We start from the raw sequence: 20,583 nt of genomic DNA on the forward strand, positions 1-20,583 counted from the left end.
CCAACCTACATCTATGAAAGTGTAATTTAGAACAAAAACAATTTCGGAATTCTCAGGAAATAGCAGAATATAAATTATCCCAATTTTTTACTTTATCATTAACCGAATTTTCATAACTAATAGGATATTTTTTGACATAGAAGTCCTTTAATGTTGGGTTTCGTTCCTCAACCCAACCTACATCTAACTTTTGACTTTTGGATTTTGACTTTTAACTTCATTATTGAGAGTTCTAAAATCAAAATCTTCTACCTGAGGATGACAAGAAACACAACCCTTAATATTTAATTTTTGAGGAAGTTTTACTTCTGGATGAAGCGCCTGAAAATAACGAGAACGAAATATTCTGTAAGGTATTCTTTCTTCTTTTGGAGATTTGCGACGAGAAGATACTTGTAAATAATTCCAAATAAGTTGACGAGGTGGATCTACAAGAGGAGGAAGTTGTACACCATAGTGTTGAGAATCCTGGATAATTATGCGCCAACTTTCAGTAGGTAGAACTTGAGGTGGTACAGCAACATGACAAGTAACACAATTCTCCAAATATAATGATAATCCTAATTGATGACTTTGGGGAACCACATCAACATTACTAATTAATTCCGAATCAACCTGTGAAATAGTAATTGCAGTAGAAATTTTCCCCATCATCCAACCACAAGTCGAACAAAAAAATATAAGTAGTAACAGCAAAACAATATCTGGTCGTTTTCTACGTTTATTTCTGAGATTAGCTCTTGACATGAAAATAATCCCTGTGTATTCTAGGAATAATTTTTAATTTTAAGTGCTTATGCCAAATTAATTGTACATTACTATTATATATCTCCAATCTGATCCAGAAATTATCAATTCTTTCTTCCTGTTCCCTATTCCCTCCCTCAACTAGGAAATTCCTAAAAGCACGACTACTTAACTTAAATAATCGGAATTGTCATACCTTCTTTTGCAACTAACCCATTGGGAAATTGTAATTGGAGATCCTTTTGAACTCCATCCAAGAAATCATCATTATGAGCAGGGTCATGCTGAAACATAACTACTTGTTTCACTCCTGCCTTTTTAGCTATCTCTACCCCTACCTCCCAAGTAGAATGTCCCCAACCGATTTTTGGGAATTTAATATCATAATACTCTTTATTTGTGTAAGTAGCATCATAGATTAAAAGGTCGGCATGACGAGCTAGATGCAGCACATTTTCATCAAAACAGTCTTCATAATGTTCTGTATCTGGACAATAAACTACACTTTTACCATTCCAACAAACTCTATATCCAATAGCAAAATTTGGGTGATTTAGGGGAGTTGTTTCAATCTTAATACCATCAACCTCAAGTACATCTCCTTCCCTAAAATTATAAAATTTCATCTCAGAACCCATTAACTTTAAAGGAATAGGAAAGTTAGGGTTTACCATTTGATCGGATAAAGATTCCTTAATTGTAGTACCATCAGGTGCTATGGCTCCGTATATGTGAAATTTATTGATAGGTACAAATGCAGGTACAAAAAATGGGAAACCTTGAATATGGTCCCAGTGAGTATGACTAAAAAATAAATGAGCTTCTACTGGCATTTGTTTGAGTAGGTTTAGACCCAAAACTCTTAGACCCGTCCCTCCATCAAAAATCAAACGTTTTGCCCCTACACGCATTTCTACACAAGAGGTATTACCACCATAGCGAACAGTGCTGTTACCGGGAGTAGGGATACTACCTCGCACACCCCAAAATTCAACAACAAAGTCGGTTGACAAGGTATTTGACTCAGTAGTTTGCTCCTCAGACGATATTGGGGATGACGACTCTAAAGATGGCATATTTCTGTGTTTCAGAATTTACTGCTAGTACAAATCTGTGTAAAATTCTTTAATCTTTAATTTAGCTCATTCTAGCCAAATGAGCTAATACTTACTGTGCAAGCATTCAGCTATCAGCTATCATTATTAACTTTAAGGAAAAAGCAATAAGTTAGATTCCCAAGAATTATATGGATAATGGATAATTACCTCATTTGTGGAAAAGCTGAATGCTTACCTTATTGTTAGTATATAAAGCTTACATTAATACATTATATTGATCGGAAAATTTTTATTCCCAGCTAGAAATAACTTATTTTTCTGTATTGATAGCTTCTAAACTTTAGAAAAACTTATTCTATAGCTAAATCTCTCTATCTATAACAATAATTTTTATGAAAGCTGAAGAAATCTCAATTAAACTAGAAAAATTATACTTGGTTCAACTTAAAGAAAAAATCTTAAAATGGCTCTCAGCTAATGTTCCTACTTCTAGAATTAGACATATTCTCAGAGTAGAAAAAATGGCAGATGAACTAGCCAACTATCATAACCTAAACCAAGAAAAAGCTAAATTGGCAGGATTAATGCACGACCTTGCCAAATATTTTCCCCCCGAAAGTCTATTGCAAATCTCTCAGTCAGAAGGATTAGAAATAGACTCAATATTAACAGTTTGCCCTCACTTGCTCCATGCAAATGTTAGTGCAATTGTGGCCAAAAAAGAATTTGGCATAGAAGATACAGAAATTTTAGCAGCGATCGCTAACCATACATTAGGTTCTCCAGCTATGAATCAGCTGAGTTCCATAGTTTTCCTAGCAGATACTTTGGAACCGGGTAGAGGCAAAACCCATGAACTAGAGCATTTGAGACAAATAGCTCAAAAAAATCTCGACCAAGCAGTTTGGCTGACCTGTGATTATACTATAAAACACCTGCTGAACTTAAATAGTTTGATTCACCCAAGAATTTTATTGACGAGAAATTGGTTTATGGAAAAGGCCAAAACCCACCTGAATCAGCAAGAAATTAAGCAGTCCAGAAATTAACAAGATATGATTAATTAATTATAGAGGCCAAAAATTAGCCAAACTCAATTACTGGAGTACAAATTTTAGAATTTAGAATTGGAGAGTACACTAAAAATATGATTGGGAAAAGCTGACAGCACTGAAAGTTCCTCACCTTTAGATAGCTGAAAGCCTTAGCTAGTAATAATTATTCCTAGAAGTTTGTACTATCTAGATCAATTAGTAATTCAATTTAATTAAGGAAATAGATAATTTGACATCAAAATACCCTGATATTCAATCTTTGTCAACCGAAACAAGTGCAATAAATTCCGAACTAGACCCAACCTTAGAATTGACATCCACAATTGTTAATGCTGCATTAGACCGCAAAGGAGATAACATTGTTGTGATTAAGGTCTCGGAAGTATCTTATTTAGCAGATTACTTTATCATTATTACAGGTTATTCTCATGTCCAAGTCAGAGCAATATCTCAGGCGATCGCTCAAAAGGTAGAACAGGAGAGGCAAATTTATCCTTTAGGAGTAGAAGGCCAAAACGAAAGTTCTTGGATATTAATGGATTATGGTGATGTTATAGTTCATATCTTGAAGCCCGAAGAACGAGATTTTTATAACTTAGAAGCATTCTGGGGTCATGCAGAAAGAATAGATATTTCATCATTACTAAATCAAAACTAATGTCAGCATTCAGCTATCAGTTTCATTACCTTGAAAAAAGGAAAAAGCCATTTATAAATTTCCAAGAATTATAATTATAAATATGGCTAAAAGTCTATCAGCTAATCTTAATAGTTAAGTTATATCGTTTCTTAAAAAGCTGTTTGTACAGTATTTCATATCAAGTTCTAAACCCTAAATAGCTGAATATTTACCAACTAACTTTTAACATGAATTACTTTTTTAAAGATATAACAAAAATAAGTAAGGAAAAAAACGATTTATGATGAGACAAATAACATCTAGTTCTCCGGTTCCACCAGAACAACAGCCAGCTAATGAATATGAAGAATTGAAAAATTCTTGGTTATTTTGCTGGGTGACATTAGAAAGATTTCCTTACTTCAGGAAGTTAGTTTGGGTTTGGGTCTGGAGTTGGTTAATATCTGGTCCTGTAGCAGCAGCAAGTTTTCCTCCCCAAAAATATTTAGGGCAATTTTTATTGAGTGGTTCAGCAGGAGCAAGTTTAGTTTTAATTTTGGTATTATTGCGACTTTATCTAGGTTGGAATTATGTGAAGTCTCGTCTGGCTAATACCACAGTTTTTTATGAAGAGTCTGGTTGGTATGATGGGCAAACCTGGGTGAAAACACCACAAGAAATTACAAAGGATAGATTAATATTGCAATACCAAGTTGAACCTCTGCTACAAAAATTACGCCAGACTTTTTATTATTTTCTATTACTGATTTTTCTGGGTGGAGTTGCTTGGTCGTTTGTCTAAAATATCCTAGATTAGCCATTAAAAATTATCATAATTATACTTAGCAATTTAATATACCTTGAATTAGCAGGCGATCGCCGAAAAAACTAACACTAACTAAGCATTTTAGATTGGCAACTAATTATAGTTAAGATTATTAAATTTAGCTGTAAGTAATAATATATTTATTGATGTAAATATTAACATAATAAATACTTTCCAAATATTTTAAAGAACGTACTCAAGCCATACTATACTTAAGGCGACAAAACAGGATTAATTAAAGGTGATAAATAAAATTTTGGTCATCAGCTAACTGGATATAATCTTGCTTTGGGACTGGGAAGAGAGTAACTGATAACTGATTATATTGCCTCTAGTTAAAACTGGAGAAAATGATACTCTCTTCCCGTTAGAAAATTACCTAGCCAAATTTGACTATAAACTATATTTTGTAATGGTTTACTGGATATAATCTTGCGCCGGGAAGATCAACTGATAACTGATAAATGATAACTGATAACTGAAATGACTAGGGGAAAAAGAACACAAACTGCACAACTAGAAATTAGACTACTCAGAGAAGGTATTGTTGAATCAACTCACCAAGCTCAAGCTGCTATATGCGACCATAGAGGTCGAGTTTTATCTGTAGCCGGAGATGCTGATACAGCTACATTTATTCGTTCAGCTCTCAAACCATTTCAAGCCTTAGCAGTTATTACTACAGGTATTCTCGAACGATATGACTTAACCGATCTAGACTTAGCTATTATATGTAGTTCCCATCAAGGGACAACACAGCAAGCCAGACAAGTCTTTAATATTTTATGGCGTTGTGATATTGACCCATCAAAACTGCAATGTCCAACTAAAGCCGAAAACAACAGTCCTTTGCAACATAACTGTTCTGGTAAACACGCAGGTATGTTGGCTATTTGTCAGCAACGAAATTGGCCAATGGAATCGTACCTGGAAATGAATCATCCAGTACAACAGTTAATTATTAGCAAAATTGCCGAGTTACTGGCCATGCCGGCAGCAGAATTTATTGGCGCTCGTGATGACTGTGGCGCTCCAACTTATCTTTTACAACTTAGTCAAATGGCAACCTTGTACGCCAAACTATCTTCTGGTAATAGTTTGGAACTAGAAAGAATTGTCCGTGCTATGACCTATCATCCAGAAATGATTGGAGGAGAGGGACACTTTGATACAGAGTTAATGCGGTTGACTGCTGGAGAAATTGTTAGTAAGTCTGGGGCTGAGGGAGTACAATGTATTGGCCGAGTAGGTGAAGGAATGGGTTTAGCCATAAAAATTATGGATGGAGCAAAACGGGCTAAATATGCCGTAGCCATTCATTTATTGACTCAGATGGGTTGGATAACTCCTAGCATTGCTGAAACTCTAGCGGAAAATTATATGTCACTCAGTAATGTTAAGCGTTTAGAAGTAGTGGGAGAAATGTCTATTTAAGGTTGAGGGAACAAGGAACAGTTTAGGCTATCTGCTACGGCCAAATTTTCTGATGGCCAAGGTCACAAATCTACCATTTTGAGACTACAAGAGCTAAAAACTCAGAACTTTTTTCGATCTAAAAAGGCTACAACCTTTATCTGTAAATGCTTTTATATTTAATCAGTCAGTCCTATTTAGTATGCCCTAACTATATAAGTGGACATTCTGAAAAAAAAATTTGAAAATATTTGACTAAGGGGTTGCAATTTTGATTTGGTTGTGGTTATAATAGAAGACGTTGACGCGGGATAGAGCAGTCTGGTAGCTCGTCGGGCTCAAGTTATAAGGAAAGATAAACTAAAACCAAGCATAAACCAAGACCGCTAGTCGGTTAGCTTGAATCTTTACCTTGTAAGGGGCGGCATATAGGGAAACTTATATGTGATTACTTGTCAAATTCGGGGAAGCCGTTAGCGGGGTAATCCCGAGCCAAGCTCCAAAATAAAATTGAGGAGAAGGTGTAGAGACTGGTTGGCAGGTACCCTAACAGTTATCTATTTTAATAGAAGCTGAGGGTAAAGGGACAGTCCAGACTACAAACTAATCTCTGATAGATTCAGAGTTAAGGCAGTGAAAGCTGTAGTAGTAAGCATAACCCGAAGGTCGGTGGTTCAAATCCGCCTCCCGCCATTCTTCATTAAAAGTTAATAACATCAAAAAGAGTCTGGTAAACTTTAAGAATTTATCAGGCTCTCTTTTATTTGTGGTATTAATACTTTAATATCCTACTAAGCGGGTTTGTATAAATCTGAGAGTAACCATGAAAATTATAGCTAAAACCTGCCCCTACTATTATTGAGGCACATAATTTGGTGATCTGTGGGAGTAACCCAATAGCAACAAAACTTTGTTGGGTTTCACTGTCGTTCTACAAAGGGCTACATTTTTAGATTAAACAGTCCACTACGTTTCTTACTTCTTGTATTGCAAAAAGTTATAAAGCTAATGACGTTATTATCAAGAAACTGGGGCAATAAACCTGGTTTCTTTATACTATTTAAATTATAGCGGTTTTGACAAAGGTAGACTACAAAACTTCTTCCTTCTTCCTTTATAAAAAATCTAAAAAAATTAATAAAAATTGTGAATGTAGAAAACCTAGAGTTATTTGAAACTGAATATAAAATTGGGAAAAATGCCTTTGAATGCGGTCAATATCAAAAATCATTACAGCATTTAGAAACTGCTCTAGAAAATATTAATCCTAATTCTCGGTTAGGAGGAGAAACACAAATTTGGCTAGTAACAGTATATCAAGCTACTGGTAAAATTCAAGAAGCTATTACCCTTTGTAAAAAACTCACTTCTCACTCTTATTTACAGACTCGCCAACAAGCAAAACGTATATTAGCTATTTTGGAAGCACCTGTGTTGAGAAGCAGAGAGGAGTGGTTAACTAAAATTCCTGACTTAGGTGCAATACCTGAGAGTGATACTAAAGATAATAGTAGTAGGGGCGTAGCTTTTAAGTCACCTTTGCCAAAACCAAAAGTTCCTAAGTTAGAAGTTCTCGATCCTAGTGAGGTTAATACAGAAGATAATCAATTTCTTTGGGTAGCTTTAGTATTAATAATTATCACTTTAAGTGGGTTAATGTGGTTCAGTTAATTTTTTGAAGTTTACCATGTATAGCAATCTTATTTTATTCATGTCAAAAATTTTACTGCCTTTTAGGAAACAGGGAATAGTTAACAGCGAATAGGTGGGAGTTGCAGTTTTTTTGTTTACTTTTTGATTTGTTATAACCTATTAGACATCTCCAGAAATAAAAAATCAAATCAATTATCATACATAAATTATCAATTCTTTCTTCCTATTGCTAGCATGCCTATTGCTCATTGCCTCTTTTTTGGAGATGTCTATTTAAGATTGCTATAGTGAGTAAATATTTAAGAAATGATTGGAACTGCTGTTTTGAAGAATATCTGAATCTAGATACACCTTTTTGTGATATTTTTTTTGGTAAGTTAATGTTACTTAGCTGTGATGATAAGTAGTTGTATAAAACTAATTTCCTAGTTGAAAGAGGGAATAGGGAAAACAGGGAGTTAGCAGAATATATAATTAATTAATTTTGGTTATACACTTATCTAGATTTTATATTCCCTATTTTCTATAACAAAAAACAGTTTAATCTCAACTTAATTTGTAAGCATTTCCTGCGGAATATTGCGAAACAGCTATTAGCTTTTAGGTAATCTCCTACGGAAGAACTGTGTTAATAGCAATAAAAACCTCAACCTTAAGGAGGAAAATTAAACGAATAAAGAAAGTGAAAACTGAATTTTGTAGTCAGATAAAATTTCTGATTTATCGGGAACCGTATCATCAAGCTTTTATCTAAAACTAAAAGCACTCTTCTGACCGCTGACTGCTTACCTTAATTCAGTCCATTTTTCAGGAAAACGTTGGTTTAAAAATACCGCTCTTCCTTGTTGATAATGTAGAAAAGATTTAATGAGATTATGAGTAGGAACTCCATAAGAGCGATTATTGTAAATTAAAGCTAAATTGTTATTAACTATACCCCATTGTTTAGGAAATTTCTCTAAATTATATACTTCCAAAGCTAACTCACAACAAGCTAAAGAAATTTCTAAGTTTACATCAGAATCTCCATCAGGTAGTGCCCAAATAATCTGACTAAAATTAACTAATGAACGGGCAATAATAGCTGCTTGATTTTGAGAAATATTCAGAAAAGTTTGCTTTGCCCACTTCCGTAAAATGTATATGAAATGGGGTTCTAATAAATCAATATTTTCGACAATTAGAGGATAAACAATTTGAGGATCGCCTTGACTATTATGAGTTAATTCTAATACTTCTAACAAAAATGGTAAGGTTTTATCAATGGGTATATTTAGAGAAGGATTAAGGATTTTAGCCTCTAACCAAGCAGCGAAATATTGATAATATGGCAATTTTTTGTCTAGAATACTGTAAAAAGGAAAATAGGCTTGCATATTGTGTATAGATAGATTGTATATCAATTTCAGTTGATTTTGCTTCTCATGGCTGCTATTGTAAGTTTTAAATTGATAATTTTTACTTTTTTAAGCATTTCCATTGTTAGCTAGTTTACACTCTATCTTCCTATTCTAGAGTTTAGTTTTCCGGATAGTCAGAGATTCTTTTTACATATTTGTCGTAAATAAAATGGAAAATATAGGGTATTTAATCATCCTAATGTAATTGATTTACTATCATATTTGCTTTGTGTTAAGGCTAGTTAATTATCTTGTAGCTACACTTTAATCATGCATTTTGAATTATTTAACTTGATAAAATTCATAACAAAAAATACTCCTAATTTTAGCAACCAAAATAATTATCGACTTTGACAATAATTTATCACTCCTGATAAGTATGGCAAGAATTTAGAAAACCAACTTTGCCATACTTGTTTTCCTTGATTACTTTTTTTATTTTAGTTTTTTTGTACAGTTATAACAAACAAGATGTGTGTATTACGAAAGTTCAATCTATGCTAAAAAAGTTAATACTCTTCGTAAATAATTTTCTGGATCTTCTAACATAGGAAAATGAGCCGTATTTTTCATCATAAAAAATTCGATTTTGTCATTAAGTTTTGCTGCTTGCTCACCCATTTCTGCCGGAATAATTTTGTCATATTCACCAGAAACTAATAAAATTGGTACTGTTGAATTTTTAAATTGTTCTGGCAACCATTCTGATGCTTCTTTACTCACAGATGTTAAGACCGTACCATAGGCAGCATCAAAGTCAGCCATTATAAAATCTTCTAAAAATTCATTACATAAATTATCAGGAATCGACCTATATAAAAATCTTTTCATCACTATGCGACCCATAAAAGGAATTTTTGTTAACCATTTAGGGCGAAACATAACTACATAACGACTTACTTTATGGAATGCGGAAAAACTTTTTTCATCATATTTAAAAATACCACTACAAGTTAAAATTGCTTTTTCTACTTTCTCTGGATAAAGATTTAAAAATATAGCGGAAATAGAAGAACCAGTTGAATGAGCTGTGAGGTAAACTTTCTCTAATTCTAAAGTATCTAATAAAATTTTTAAGTCTTTTGCATAACCAAATAATTCATAACTATTAATCAGTTCTTGTGAACTTTTAGATATACTTTTTTCTGTTGTGGAATCAGGTTTAGGTAAAGAACTACGACCAAATCCTCTGAGGTCATAAATTAAACAATCAAATTTTTCAGAAAGTTCTTTTGCCGTGGTTTCCCAATATCTGCCAGAACCTCCCCATCCATGTAGAAATACCATTACTGGTTTTGATTTTTCTACAGAATTTGATGTTTTTATCCATTCATAATAATGCTCAACACCATTGATATTTATATAAGATGTTTTCTCTATTATTGTCACTTTAAAATAACTCCTGCTTCCTGATTAAAATTGTTAATTTAGTTATAGATTATATCTCATTAATGGATAATTACCGAACTCAGAAACTGGGTTTCTTTGTATAAATCATAATTATATCAAACTATCACTAAAAAATAAGGTATCGATCACTAATTAAAAGTTACCGAATAATTAATAATTAAATAATTAAATAATTAAATAATTCATGCCTTGAAGTTTCCCCTTTCAAAGGGAAAAAAATAAATGTTTTCCTTTTATTCAATCCTCTTCTTTTTAGGGAGAGGTAACTATCAATTATTAATTATTGAATTAATTCTCCGTGTGTCTCTAATATTTGCCTAATAAATTCTGCTGCTGTTATTTGTATTGCTGTTTCATCTTCAACACTGTTTTGATTTAGCCACCAACCTCTAGTAGTTTGGGGCGATCGCCATATTTCTAAATGTTCTACAAATGGATGGGCATAAAAATTACCATCACTACTTCCCAAAAGTCCCCAACTCCAATGAGTAAAATAGTCGTGACTAAGTTTATAGATAGGAAAATTTCCAGTTAAAGGCATTCCCCATCCATCAATAGCTATAACTGCTTTTACTTGTCCACCTTTCATTTGCCAAGTCCAAGCAGCTCCTATTGCTCCTACCACTCCCGCACTAAAGGCAATAAATAGTAATGGTACATCTATGGTTATTGATTTTTCGTACCATAAAAAATTTGATATGTCAAGAGCAGAATAGGAAGCATAGTCTTTAGTTGGATAGACCAAGAAGTTATGGGAATCTGAAGAAATTGGCCAATTAATACATAATCCCTCCAAGAATTGATCGGTTAGGTGTGGGTCATGTATTCCAGGGCAAATTACTATAGTCATTTCAGTTATTAGTCACCTCACAGGGATATACGGATTAAGAGTAGATTAGGAATTACGGAGAGAACATATATATATATATATATATATATATATATAGCGTTTCAAACTATAACGTTATAGTTTTTTAACTCTATATATAGTACCTTTGCGTAAGTCCTGTAGATGTGTAAATAAGGTTTGCGCTTCTTCAGTCTTTTAGGAGGGGGAAGGAGTCAGAATCCAGAATCCAGAAGTCACGGGAATTTATAGAAGAGTAGGGACGCCCTTATGCAACGTCCGTACAGAAGAATTTTCCCTAAAGTGCAAAACTTTATATTATCTCAATAATTTTAGTACCCATCCCCCCAGTGGGGAATGCTAAACTAACACCAGAGTGAAATTACTCATTTTTTTTAATTGAGTTAATTAAAAGGTAAGCATTTTCTGAGGAATGCTGCGCAAACAGCAGTCAGCTATTTATTTTAGTTTGAAATAAAAGCTTTATTAGTTAAGATAAATTGGATATTACTATCAAAGCCGACTTTAAAGGTTATATTCATTTAAAGCCATTTCCAACTCTTAGATAGTTTTGCTGTTAGCTGACAGCCAATAGCTGAATGCTTAAATTATAAAGATATAAGTAAAGGAGCAAAACTTGGTTACAACTACAGAAAAAATTCAAACTCCAACAAATTCTATATCTCCTATTCAAGACAGAGTAGCAGTTTTATTAATGGGATATGGAGAAGTAGAAAGTTATGAAGATTTTGCTAATTATAATGAACAAGCATTAAACTTACTTACGGCTAAATTTGCTCCAGTTCCTACTTGGATATATCCTCCTTTAGCAAAATTATTAGCTATTTTTGATTTGCATGAATGGAGTCATCAACATGGTAACTTCATCTCTCCTCATAATGCTATTTTTGAAAGTCAAAGAGCAGGAATTGAAAAAAATCTCCAAGTAAAATGGGGCGATCGCGTCAAAGTATTTAAAGCTTTTAACTTTTGCGCTCCCCACTTACCAGAACAAGTATTAACACAGATTAAATCTGAAGGATTTGATAAAATATTAATTTATCCTTTGTTAGTAGTTGACTCTATTTTCACCAGTGGAATAGCTGTTGAACAAGTTAATAAAGCATTAGTAAAATTAGCAGATCAAACCGAACATTGGGTTAAAGGTCAACGTTATATTCCTTCTTTTTATAACGAACCTGATTATATTAATTTAACTGCAAAAATGGTAGAAGAACAAATTGCTAATGACTTAGCAGTTGCTCATTTACCATCTCAAATTGGTATTGTTTTAACTAATCATGGTTGCCCCCATAAAGCCAAAGGTTTTACTTCTGGAATTGATGAAAGTCAGACACTTTATGAGTTAGTAAGAGAACGTTTAATTAATCGTTTTCCTCTAATTTCTGTAGGTTGGTTAAACCATGATACTCCAATGATTGAATGGACTCAACCAGATGCTAAAACTGCTGCGAAAAACTTGATAGAATTAGGTGCAACAGCTATTATTTTTATGCCTATTGGTTTTGCTACAGAAAACCATGAAACATTATTAGATGTAGAGCATATTATTGAAGCTTTGCGTCAGAAACATCCGGAAGTAACTTATCGACAAATGCCTTGTGTAAATGACCGCTCAGAATTTGTGCAAATGGCTGCTGAATGGGCGAATCCTTATATTGAGGAACTCTTAAGTGAAAATGCTTTGGCTATTAATCCTTCTTTGGCAGTAGCACAAGCAAAATCAAATCATGTTCATAGTCACGATCATGGTCATAGTCATTCTCATGGTCATCATCACCATCACGACGACCACGACCATCATCATCATTAGGTATTTTTTACTTTTCTTCAAGCCTTTTTTCAAGGTTAAATATTCTGGAAATTTGGCTGTGGAATGGGCATCTTGCCCGTTCCTGAAATATTCGGACGGACAGGATGCTCATCCGACTTATATTCACCATTTTCCTATTTTATCAATGGGTCAAGAGTTACATAAAGGTACTATAATATAGAGTCTTGGTGCGTTGTGCGTTGTGGAATAACACACCTACTAAACTGACACACCTTAAATAGTGCAATATGTAGGGGCGGGTTTGAGCAGAAATTTTCATGCTTACTCTAAGGTCTACATAAACCCGCCCCGCTAGAGGGTGCGTGATATCATCAGGGGGCGGGTTTAGCCAACTGATCCGTGAAGACTCGTTAACTGAATTAGGACTAAAGCCATAAACGCTATTAGTAGGGTGCGTCAGCGTCAGTATCACAGATAGATACACTATATATAGTGTCTTTCCGTAAGTCCTATTAATAATAAAACCCGCCCCTAGAAAACCTAATTCCCTAATACACTATTTTAACTGTGTCGGTATATCATGGGGGGCGGGTTTAGCCAACTGATCCGTGAAGACTCGTTAACTTAATGATGAAACCCGCCCCTAGAAAACCTGATTCTCTAATACACTATTTTAACTGTGTCGGTACTACCAGTAGCGTTCATGGGTAAGTCCTAATTTTAGTATTGTGGTATGTGTAAAAACTGTCGAAATATCTAGCAGATTTAAGCTTGTTCATTCTTACTTCTGCCTTTTGCTCCTATATTATATAATATTGAAAATTTTGTAATCAATGATACAACACACTTCATTAAGTTTCTATAAATTGTTGGACGGAGTTAGTCAAAAATTAATTTTTTTGCTATCCTAGCACTAAATAATTTATAGAGAGATACCAAAGCAATGTCATCACCAGAGCAAACCCCTAAAAATACTGATAATACAGACCAAGATAATAAAAAAACCGAATTACAAGTTGAACTATTGGAAAACAGTTTTGAGCAAGTTAAGCCCAGAGCTGATGAATTTACTAAAAGCTTCTACAATAACCTCTTTACCGACTACCCAGATGCCCAACCCCTGTTTACTAGCACTGATATGGCAGCCCAACATAAAAAATTATTAGGCTCTTTAATTTTGGTAGTTGAAAATCTCCGGAGACCAGATGTTTTAACCGATGCACTGGAAGGACTCGGAGCTAGACACGTCAAATATGGTGCTCTACCCGAACACTACCCGTTAGTTGGTAATTCTCTGTTAAAAACTTTCGAGCAATATTTAAAAGAAGATTGGACAGAAGAAGTGAAGCAAGCTTGGGTAGATGCTTATGGAGCAATTACTGAGCTAATGTTAAAAGGAGCAGAAGGTGTTGATGTTAGTAAAGCAGAGCTTTCAGAGAAGAAATAATAAGCAGTCAGCACTCAGCACTCAGCAATTAGTAGAATCATTTTTTTTACTTGCTAGAGGGAAACTTCAGCTCAGAGTTACAAAAACCTGATCGCTAATTAAATAAAAAAATGACTGATAACTAATAACTGATAACTGAAATGACTGGTTTTTCTGACAACATTAAAAAAGCCCATTTATTCCAATTAAAAACATTAATAATTGGAATAATGGTACTTTTGGTACTTTGGTTTGCCGGAGCATTTATCCTCGACCAACGTCAAGCTTTTCTTCCCGGAAAAACTTCTGAAGGACATTTATTATTTGAAGTTTCCTGTAATTCCTGTCACGAAGGTTTTAAACCTGTGACAAATGAAGCTTGTATGCGCTGTCATCAACCAGAAATGGCTACAGACACTCATGGCGAGAAAAAGTTTCGCGACCCCCGTTGGGCAGAATTACTGAATAATATTGATGTATTGACCTGTACTGCTTGCCATCTAGAACATGTTCATATATTTGCCCGTGGAGTTAATCTCAAACCTGACTTGTGCATGAGCTGCCATGAGGGAGTAATTGCAGGAGATATTCCCAGTCACAAAGGTTTTGAACGTGATGGCTGTTGGACGGCAGGATGTCATAATTTCCATGACCATCGTTCTATTTCGACGGGGTTTTTGGGGCAAAATTTGAATCAACCACGACTGTTACCGAAGCCAGAATTACCAATTTTGACTGTGACAGCTACTGTGGAAAAAGCTCCTCCACCAGATTTAAGTAAAGAGTTTTTGGAATGAAGACAATTCAAAATACACGGCAGTCTCAGTTCAAAATACGCTTGTTTCCTCTGGTTGGTTTATTTGTTTGTTTTTGGGCGCTATTTTGTGTTACTTCTCCTGTCAGTGCTAGCTCAATTTCTCAACCACAACTTGAGGATATTAATCAACTTTGGCGGGGAAGTGCCCATGCTTTAGCTGATATAAATTGTTCTAGCTGTCACTTGGAAGAGAAAACTAAAAAATTGATAAGTCAACCAACTTATGAAAGTTGTCAAAGTTGCCATGAGTCAGAAGTAGAAACTTTTTTGTTTGGCAAACACGGTATTCGTCTGGGGGAAGGTTTGTCTCCTTTGACTCCAAAAATGGCAAGCCTACCAATGAAGGAATCAGCTTTGGGGAGGCAAATGAATTGTAATACTTGCCATGACGTTCATTCTGTTAACACTTATCAAGCTGCTGTTGATTCTTGTTTGACTTGTCACAATGATACCCATTCTCTGAGTTATCAAGACTCAAAGCATGGTCAACAATTTTTGGCAGCAGGAAGGTTGCCGAGACCTTCTGAGGAGTCGGTAACTTGTGCCAGTTGTCATTTACCTCGCCAACATCAAGAGATAGGTAAAAAAGTATTTGTTAATCATAATAATACTTACAATTTATTGCCTCGCGATCGCATGGTTGCCGATGTTTGTATGAATTGTCATGGGATGGAATATTCCTATAATAGCATCTTCGATAATGAATTAGTGGAAGGCAATTTTAATCGCCAACCTAACCAAGATTTAGAAACCTTAAAACTAATTAGGGAATTTGAGAAAAAGCGATTAGGCAATTAATAATTAATAATTAATAATTAATCCCTAGAGGTTTTAAGTTTTTTGACCAATAGACATCTCGAAAAATAAAAGTTAAAATCAATTACTGGGGAGAAATCATTAATTCTTTCCTCCGTAAGGACGTTGCATACAACGTTCTTACTCTCTCTTAGATAATTCAGGAGTTACGCAACTGCAACGTATTTTCGTTTGATACGACCGTCGGGAAGCAATCTCAAACCCTTATTTTTCCTACCTCATAGCTTTAGTCCTATAATTGATAATTATTGCTCTGCTAATTCAACCTCAAAGCATCTACAGATAAAAGTTTGAGCAATTAATAGTCATTTTTAAGGGGTGCATCTCAGACATATTAAATTATCAACCTCTCCAAGATTTAGAAATACTGCACTTTCTGTTGCTAGTTAGATACAAAGCTAACAAGCAAGATGCTTGTGTTAGAAAAATTCGGTTGTGGTGTACAAGTAGTGATTTTTACAATTAGACTTCTAACAATGAAAAAGGTTGATTTGTAAATACTGCTACATCTACAGGACTACCAAAAGTTTTATCATTTCAACTTGTACATCATTAGTCTGAAATAGGCTCTATTTTTCATTGTTCATTATTAATTAATTGTGTAAATTATAAATAAATTAGGAGAATGTAACTATGAATTTCTTCAAGCGTTTCCAAGGACGAACTTTAGTATTATTTACTTTAGCAGTAACTATTTGTTTCACAGCAATTGCTTGCGGTGGTGGTGGTGGTTCTCAAACTCAAGCTAGCATTGGTATTCCCCCTGAATTGGTAGTTGATTATATCCATTCTGTAGCTGAAGCTGACAGAACTGCTTATACCAAGCACGTTGTTAACCGTCTCAAAACTTTGGAAGGAAAACCTAAAGAAGCTGGAGTTGTTCCTGCGGAAGCAACGGAAGCTTGGCAACAAGCAAATGGTGTTCCTTTACCAGCACAAATGTTCCGTTTGGGAGCAGAGTTAGCTTCAGAAAAAGGAACCTTTACTTACGGGTTGATTTCTCCTTGGAATATTAATGATAGTCAAGCTCCTAAAGGTGAATTTGAAAGTGCAGGAATGCAGCAAGTTGTAGATACTGGTGAACCTTATAAAGCAGAGCGAGAAATTGCCGGTCAAAAATATTATTCGGCTATTTATCCTGATAAAGCTATTGCTGAAGCTTGTGTTACTTGCCATAATGAACACCCTATTCATAAAGAACGTTATCCTGACAAAGTGTTTAAGTTAAACGATGTTATGGGTGGTGTGGTAATTAATTTACCTTTGACTTAAGAAGCATTTAGCTGTCGGTTTCCAAGTCTCGAAGTCTCCAAGGATTAAAATCCTCGGCTAATAGCTGAAGTCATCTAAAGATGACTGAATTTTTACAGGACTTACGCAAAAGCAGTACATAAGGAGTATTGGTGCGTTACGCTACGCTTTTCATGTCGCGGAGCGAAACGCACCCTACTGGACTAACACACCTAAAACTGTGCAGAGCGATTTTTTCTCCCTTACCACCTTGTATTCCTGGTCTTCCTTGTCTAAACACAGCCAAAAAGTAATGCACCATTATAAGGTGTGTCAATCTACTACTAGACTGTTTGATCTAATGAGTGTGTATTAGGGAATCAGGGTTTGTAGGGGCTGCTTTCATTATTAAGTTAACGAGTCTTCACCAATAAGTTGGCTAAACCCGCCCCCCCATGATACTACGCAACCTCTAAGGGGGCGGGTTTATGTAAATATTAGAGTAAGCATGAAAATTGCTGCTAAAGCCAGCCCCTACCCCATGCACCATTTTAGCTGTAGAAATTTATTTCTTGGTCGATGACAAATCTCGCTTTCCTTGTTCCTTCTTCCTTCTTCCTTCCAACAAATGAAACCAAAATTTAGTACATTAATTGTGTTAACAATTATCACAATTGGACTATTACTGCCCTTTGTTTTTAGTCCGGTTTATATACCGATGATGAGAGAAACACATTTCGATATTTTACAGATTTTACAAGGGGAAATTTATAAACAAATAACTGGATATTTATCCCTAATATTTGTCATATTAGAAATGGTATTAACTGCTAGAAAAAGAGGTAGGACTTGGAAATTTAAAATGAAAATTCCCGGTTCAATTCAATTCTGGCGTATCCTACATATTTTTCTGGGAGTAGGGCTTTTAGGCACAACTGTAATTCATACAATTGGAGCGCAAGGATTAAATTTTAATGCAGTTTTTCTCTGGGTATTTTTTGGTGTTACTTTATCTGCACTTGTGGGGGTAGTTGCTGAAACTGGTTTTTTAGAATCTCCTATAAAGTTTTTCCGTTTTGCTTGGCAAAGTGCTAATTCTACAAGTGAAATTCCTGGAATTTCTAAAGGTAAATTAATTATAAATATGCGCTTAATTTGGCTAAATACTCATATTTTTTTAGTTAGTGTATTTTGCGTGATGTTGATTTTTCATATTTTTATCGCTTACTTTTATCAGTAAGAAGAAAGAAGGAAGAAGGTGGAAGTTAGCATGAATAAAGGAAAAGTTGACATTGAGAAGCAAGAAATAATATAATTTATATCACTTATAGAAAAGAATGGTACAAAAAGGTATGTCTTAATCAGATTCCTTAAAGATAAATAACTTCTATAATTGATTATTAGATAGCTATATCTATCCTTTTTTTTCAATAGTTACCCCTTCTTATTTATTGGTTATTCCTTCTTGCTTCTATTGTAAAATATGGGTAGTCATCGAGAACAATATATATGGAAACGTGGAGTTAAAGTTGCTATTAATTGCTACAAAATAACTCAAACTTTTCCTCGTTCTGAACTTTACGGTTTAACCAGTCAAATTCGGCGTAGTTGTGTTTCAGTTCCATCAAATATTGCTGAAGGATATGGCAGAACAAGTAAAGCTGAATATATACGTTTTCTCAGAATTGCTCTTGGTTCTCTCAGAGAATTAGATACCCAATTAATTATTGCTAAAGCAGTAAAATTAGCCAAACCAGAACAGTTTATTTCTATCATAAAAGAAGTTGATGAACTACAACGTCTTATCATAGCTACTATTAACAAACTAGAGAAATAACTAAAAAGGAAGAAGGAAGGAGGGAAAAGTTGAAATTGATAAGCAAAAGGTAATATAATTCAATTTATAACTACTATTCACAAACTAGAGAAATAACTTACTTTCTTCTGTCTATCTTCCACCTTATTAACTTCTTCCTTCTTCCTTCCACCTTATTAACTTCCACCTTATTAACTTCTTCCCTCTTCCTTCTTCCTTCTTCCTTCTTCCCTCTTCCTTCCTAAAAAAACATGAACAATATTCGATTGTATTTGGGTATATTAATAATACCGTTATTCCTATTAGTAACTATATTCATAACTCATAGGGATGTTTCGCCAAATACTGGTATTCCTCTGACTGGATTAGCTACAATGAGGTCTATGGCAAAACAATCTATTCCCTATGAAATTGCTATGAATAATCATAAACCTAGTTTAATTGAATTTTATGCTGATTGGTGTACTATTTGTCAATCTCTTGCTCCTAGTTTAAAAAATTTGCATCAACAATACGGTGAAAATATTAATTTTGTAATGCTGAATATTGACAATCCAATCTGGAGTAAAGTAATTAAAACTTATGGAGCTAATAGCGTTCCTTATTTAGTATTTTTAACACCTGAAAAAGAAGTCAAAGAAGTATTAGTAGGGAAACCTCCAGAAAGAATTATTGAACAAATTATTATGTCTGGAAAAGTAAGCTATCAGCTATCAGCTATCAGCTATTAGCTTTGAGTTATTGAGTTAATTATAAAACCAAAAAAGCAATTAGTCTTTAACAGTAAGCATTTAGCAGTCAGCAGTCAGCTATCAGCTTTGAGTTATTGACTTAATTATAAAAGCAAAAAAACAATTAGTCTCTAAAAGAAATACTGAATGCTAATAGCTGAATGTTTATCTTAAAAGTGTGGGTATAATGAATATTTTTTGTTTAGTAAATAAAATGCAAAAAATAAAAACGCCGAGACAACGTTTGTGGACGGTTGAAGAATATTACAGAATAGCTGAAACAGGTATTTTAGACCCAAGCGAACGAGTAGAATTAATAGAAGGAAAAATTATGAGAATGGCAGCAAAAAGTATGGCTCATGTAATTGCTGGTAGGCGATCGCGTGATTTATTAGAAGCACGTTTGGGGGAACGAGTTTTAGTTTGGACTCAAGACCCAATTTGCTTAGATGACTATTCGGAACCAGAGCCAGATATTGCTTTAATAATACCACCTTTGGAACGGTATCGGTATTCCCATCCAACTACTTCTGATATTTATTTAATCATAGAAATAGCAGATACAACTATTAACAATGATTGCCGAGACAAAAGTAAAATTTATGCTCGTTCTGGTGTAGCAGATTATTGGGTTTTAGATGTTGTTGTGCGTCAATTACATGTTTTTCGAGAGCCTACAAAAGATAGTTATAAAAAGGAATCTATTTTCTCTGAAAATGAAATGGTTTCTTTATTAGCATTTCCTGATGTAAATTTGGTAGTGGAAGAAATGTTATAGCGCTAAATCTTAAACTTATAGCGAGTTTCACTTTGGAGGGGTATACCCATCGCGAGCAAGATGCACGGTTCTGGAAAAATCGCGCTGGGAATATTTATAGTTATTCTGAATAAGAATCAAACATTTTTTTAGCAGAAATTCTTTAA

General features: G+C 34.3%; 19 protein-coding genes. 14 read left to right on the forward strand and 5 right to left on the reverse strand.

Translation table 11 applies throughout. The annotated features are described in order from the left end of the window. Positions 1–183: 183 nt before the first annotated feature. Together VKJ25_RS15270 and VKJ25_RS15275 are read right to left on the reverse strand one after the other, a co-directional pair. Complete coding sequence (locus VKJ25_RS15270) at positions 184–747, reverse strand: diheme cytochrome c (RefSeq protein WP_324237492.1); 564 nt, start codon at positions 745–747, stop codon at positions 184–186. Positions 748–920: 173 nt separating this feature from the next. Next, a complete protein-coding gene (locus VKJ25_RS15275; RefSeq protein WP_324237493.1) occupies positions 921–1,823 on the reverse strand; it encodes an MBL fold metallo-hydrolase in 903 nt (300 codons plus the stop codon). A 374-nt stretch (positions 1,824–2,197) separates the two neighbouring features. Between VKJ25_RS15275 and yqeK the strand changes: the two genes are divergently transcribed. The 5 genes from yqeK to VKJ25_RS15300 all read left to right on the forward strand — a co-directional run bounded on the left by yqeK (position 2,198) and on the right by VKJ25_RS15300 (position 7,389). Further along, positions 2,198–2,854 (forward strand): bis(5'-nucleosyl)-tetraphosphatase (symmetrical) YqeK, encoded by a 657-nt coding sequence (gene yqeK / locus VKJ25_RS15280; protein WP_324237494.1) that lies wholly within the window; start codon positions 2,198–2,200, stop codon positions 2,852–2,854. A 286-nt stretch (positions 2,855–3,140) separates the two neighbouring features. After that, on the forward strand, positions 3,141–3,518 hold the full coding sequence (gene rsfS, locus VKJ25_RS15285; RefSeq protein WP_324237548.1) for a ribosome silencing factor: 378 nt from the start codon (positions 3,141–3,143) through the stop codon (positions 3,516–3,518). 265 nt (positions 3,519–3,783) lie between these two features. Then, on the forward strand, positions 3,784–4,281 hold the full coding sequence (locus VKJ25_RS15290) for a CGLD27 family protein (RefSeq protein WP_324237549.1): 498 nt from the start codon (positions 3,784–3,786) through the stop codon (positions 4,279–4,281). A 507-nt stretch (positions 4,282–4,788) separates the two neighbouring features. After that, positions 4,789–5,739, forward strand: coding sequence for an asparaginase (locus tag VKJ25_RS15295; RefSeq protein WP_324237495.1), 951 nt, complete (start codon positions 4,789–4,791; stop codon positions 5,737–5,739). A gap of 1,125 nt (positions 5,740–6,864) precedes the next feature. Further along, a complete protein-coding gene (locus VKJ25_RS15300; protein ID WP_324237496.1) occupies positions 6,865–7,389 on the forward strand; it encodes a tetratricopeptide repeat protein in 525 nt (174 codons plus the stop codon). Positions 7,390–8,156: 767 nt separating this feature from the next. On the opposite strand, the gene VKJ25_RS15305 is transcribed toward VKJ25_RS15300, so the two are convergent. The 3 genes from VKJ25_RS15305 to VKJ25_RS15315 form a co-directional block, all read right to left on the reverse strand. Further along, the gene (locus tag VKJ25_RS15305) at positions 8,157–8,705 is read right to left on the reverse strand and encodes a hypothetical protein (protein ID WP_324237497.1); all 549 of its coding nucleotides are present in this window, start codon (positions 8,703–8,705) and stop codon (positions 8,157–8,159) included. A 561-nt stretch (positions 8,706–9,266) separates the two neighbouring features. Beyond that, positions 9,267–10,160, reverse strand: coding sequence for an alpha/beta fold hydrolase (locus VKJ25_RS15310; protein ID WP_324237498.1), 894 nt, complete (start codon positions 10,158–10,160; stop codon positions 9,267–9,269). A 301-nt stretch (positions 10,161–10,461) separates the two neighbouring features. Then, positions 10,462–11,031 (reverse strand): hypothetical protein, encoded by a 570-nt coding sequence (locus VKJ25_RS15315; RefSeq protein WP_324237499.1) that lies wholly within the window; start codon positions 11,029–11,031, stop codon positions 10,462–10,464. 634 nt (positions 11,032–11,665) lie between these two features. On the opposite strand from VKJ25_RS15315, the gene VKJ25_RS15320 reads away from it, so the two are divergent. From VKJ25_RS15320 to VKJ25_RS15360, 9 genes are all read left to right on the forward strand, one after another. Further along, on the forward strand, positions 11,666–12,862 hold the full coding sequence (locus tag VKJ25_RS15320) for a ferrochelatase (protein WP_324237500.1): 1,197 nt from the start codon (positions 11,666–11,668) through the stop codon (positions 12,860–12,862). A gap of 904 nt (positions 12,863–13,766) precedes the next feature. Next, positions 13,767–14,270, forward strand: a complete 504-nt coding sequence (locus VKJ25_RS15325; protein WP_324237501.1) for a globin family protein — start codon at positions 13,767–13,769, stop codon at positions 14,268–14,270. A 140-nt stretch (positions 14,271–14,410) separates the two neighbouring features. Beyond that, positions 14,411–15,046, forward strand: coding sequence for a cytochrome c3 family protein (locus tag VKJ25_RS15330; RefSeq protein ID WP_324237502.1), 636 nt, complete (start codon positions 14,411–14,413; stop codon positions 15,044–15,046). Beyond that, on the forward strand, positions 15,043–15,864 hold the full coding sequence (locus VKJ25_RS15335) for a hypothetical protein (RefSeq protein WP_324237503.1): 822 nt from the start codon (positions 15,043–15,045) through the stop codon (positions 15,862–15,864). The genes VKJ25_RS15330 and VKJ25_RS15335 overlap by 4 nt, the downstream gene beginning before the upstream one ends. Before the next feature lie 651 nt (positions 15,865–16,515). Further along, a complete protein-coding gene (locus VKJ25_RS15340) occupies positions 16,516–17,154 on the forward strand; it encodes a Tll0287-like domain-containing protein (protein WP_324237504.1) in 639 nt (212 codons plus the stop codon). Positions 17,155–17,740: 586 nt separating this feature from the next. Next, a complete protein-coding gene (locus VKJ25_RS15345; RefSeq protein ID WP_324237505.1) occupies positions 17,741–18,352 on the forward strand; it encodes a hypothetical protein in 612 nt (203 codons plus the stop codon). Positions 18,353–18,595: 243 nt separating this feature from the next. Continuing rightward, positions 18,596–18,949 (forward strand): four helix bundle protein, encoded by a 354-nt coding sequence (locus VKJ25_RS15350; RefSeq protein WP_324237506.1) that lies wholly within the window; start codon positions 18,596–18,598, stop codon positions 18,947–18,949. A 230-nt stretch (positions 18,950–19,179) separates the two neighbouring features. Continuing rightward, a complete protein-coding gene (locus tag VKJ25_RS15355; protein WP_324237507.1) occupies positions 19,180–19,659 on the forward strand; it encodes a thioredoxin domain-containing protein in 480 nt (159 codons plus the stop codon). 214 nt (positions 19,660–19,873) lie between these two features. Beyond that, on the forward strand, positions 19,874–20,437 hold the full coding sequence (locus VKJ25_RS15360; protein ID WP_324237508.1) for a Uma2 family endonuclease: 564 nt from the start codon (positions 19,874–19,876) through the stop codon (positions 20,435–20,437). The last annotated feature ends 146 nt before the right edge of the window (positions 20,438–20,583 follow it).

The organism is Okeania sp. (assembly GCF_035285525.1).
Lineage (GTDB): Bacteria > Cyanobacteriota > Cyanobacteriia > Cyanobacteriales > Microcoleaceae > Trichodesmium.

Coding starts and splice junctions, on each gene's coding strand:
- VKJ25_RS15330 (WP_324237502.1), top strand. CDS start 14,411: ATGACTGGTTTTTCTGACAACATTAAAAAAGCCCATTTATTCCAATTA.
- VKJ25_RS15325 (WP_324237501.1), top strand. CDS start 13,767: ATGTCATCACCAGAGCAAACCCCTAAAAATACTGATAATACAGACCAA.
- VKJ25_RS15355 (WP_324237507.1), top strand. CDS start 19,180: ATGAACAATATTCGATTGTATTTGGGTATATTAATAATACCGTTATTC.
- VKJ25_RS15360 (WP_324237508.1), top strand. CDS start 19,874: ATGCAAAAAATAAAAACGCCGAGACAACGTTTGTGGACGGTTGAAGAA.
- VKJ25_RS15295 (WP_324237495.1), top strand. CDS start 4,789: ATGACTAGGGGAAAAAGAACACAAACTGCACAACTAGAAATTAGACTA.
- VKJ25_RS15350 (WP_324237506.1), top strand. CDS start 18,596: ATGGGTAGTCATCGAGAACAATATATATGGAAACGTGGAGTTAAAGTT.
- VKJ25_RS15275 (WP_324237493.1), bottom strand. CDS start 1,823: ATGCCATCTTTAGAGTCGTCATCCCCAATATCGTCTGAGGAGCAAACT.
- VKJ25_RS15290 (WP_324237549.1), top strand. CDS start 3,784: ATGAGACAAATAACATCTAGTTCTCCGGTTCCACCAGAACAACAGCCA.
- VKJ25_RS15270 (WP_324237492.1), bottom strand. CDS start 747: ATGTCAAGAGCTAATCTCAGAAATAAACGTAGAAAACGACCAGATATT.
- VKJ25_RS15340 (WP_324237504.1), top strand. CDS start 16,516: ATGAATTTCTTCAAGCGTTTCCAAGGACGAACTTTAGTATTATTTACT.
- VKJ25_RS15335 (WP_324237503.1), top strand. CDS start 15,043: ATGAAGACAATTCAAAATACACGGCAGTCTCAGTTCAAAATACGCTTG.
- VKJ25_RS15315 (WP_324237499.1), bottom strand. CDS start 11,031: ATGACTATAGTAATTTGCCCTGGAATACATGACCCACACCTAACCGAT.
- yqeK (WP_324237494.1), top strand. CDS start 2,198: ATGAAAGCTGAAGAAATCTCAATTAAACTAGAAAAATTATACTTGGTT.
- VKJ25_RS15345 (WP_324237505.1), top strand. CDS start 17,741: ATGAAACCAAAATTTAGTACATTAATTGTGTTAACAATTATCACAATT.